Here is a 1,312-nt window from a genome sequence, read left to right on the forward strand (position 1 = left end):
CGAGATGGTGCGGGCGGCGCTTGCCGAGCCGCGCCCGAGCCGCTGACGCGCCCCCGCGCGTCCGGGACACGTCGCCAGGGCGCAGAATCGTCTGTTTTTTGTCCCTGAAAGGCGTTAGAAGCCGCCCGATGGACCTGAACACGACAGAACGGAACGATATCGGCATCGCTGCCGACAGCCTGGCTGCCCCTCCGGCGGCGAAGAAAGTCTTCGTCAAGACCTATGGCTGCCAGATGAATGTCTACGACTCGCAGCGCATGGCCGATGCGCTGGCGGCGGACGGCTATGTCGCGACCGATATTGTCGATGATGCCGACCTGGTCCTGCTCAACACCTGCCACATCCGGGAAAAGGCGGCGGAAAAAGTCTATTCCGAGCTTGGCCGCATTCGCGACATGAAAGCTGAACGGGCCGGGATGGGACGTGAGCTGCTGATCGGCGTCGCCGGCTGCGTGGCGCAGGCCGAAGGCGCCGAGATCATCCGCCGCGCGCCGGCCGTCGATTTGGTCATCGGTCCGCAGACCTACCACCGGCTGCCCGACGTGTTGGCAAGGGTGCGTGGCGGCGAGAAGATCGTCGAGACCGACTATGCCGTCGAGGACAAGTTCGAGCACCTGCCGCAGCCGAAGCGCGCCGAGGTCGCCAAGCGCGGCGTCACCGCCTTTCTCACGGTGCAGGAAGGTTGCGACAAGTTCTGCACCTTCTGCGTCGTGCCCTACACGCGCGGCTCGGAAGTCTCGCGGCCGGTGGCGCAGATCGTCGCCGAGGCCGAGCGCCTGGCGGAAGCCGGCGTGCGTGAAGTGACGCTGCTTGGCCAGAACGTCAACGCCTGGCACGGCGAGGGCGAAGGCGGCGAGGAGTGGGGGCTTGGCCGCCTGCTGTCTAGGTTGGCCGAGATTCCTGGCCTGGCGCGGTTGCGCTACACCACCAGCCATCCGCGCGACATGGATGATGAATTGATCGCCGCCCACCGAGACCTGCCGGCGCTGATGCCCTATCTGCATCTGCCGGTGCAGTCGGGTTCGGACCGCATCCTGAAGGCGATGAACCGCAGGCATACGGCGCGCGACTATCTGGCGCTCGTCGATCGCATCCGCGCCGCGCGCGGCGACATCGCCATGTCCGGCGATTTCATCGTCGGCTTTCCCGGCGAGACGGAAGCCGATTTCGAAGCGACCATGCAGCTGGTGCGCGAGGTCAACTATGCCTCGGCCTTCTCGTTCAAATATTCGCCGCGTCCAGGCACGCCAGGCGCCGAAATGGCCGGCCACCTGCCGGAATCCGTCACGGACGCGCGCCTGCAGCGCCTGCA

1 protein-coding gene is annotated in these 1,312 nt (G+C 66.2%); it reads left to right on the top strand.

Annotated features, from left to right (window positions below):
- Positions 1 to 233 precede the first annotated feature (233 nt).
- On the top strand, positions 234 to 1,312 hold a 1,079-nt coding region (gene miaB / locus EN745_RS34855), incomplete at its 3' end, for a tRNA (N6-isopentenyl adenosine(37)-C2)-methylthiotransferase MiaB (protein ID WP_245487912.1).

The sequence above is a fragment of the Mesorhizobium sp. M4A.F.Ca.ET.022.05.2.1 genome (assembly GCF_003998845.1).
Taxonomy (GTDB): domain Bacteria; phylum Pseudomonadota; class Alphaproteobacteria; order Rhizobiales; family Rhizobiaceae; genus Mesorhizobium.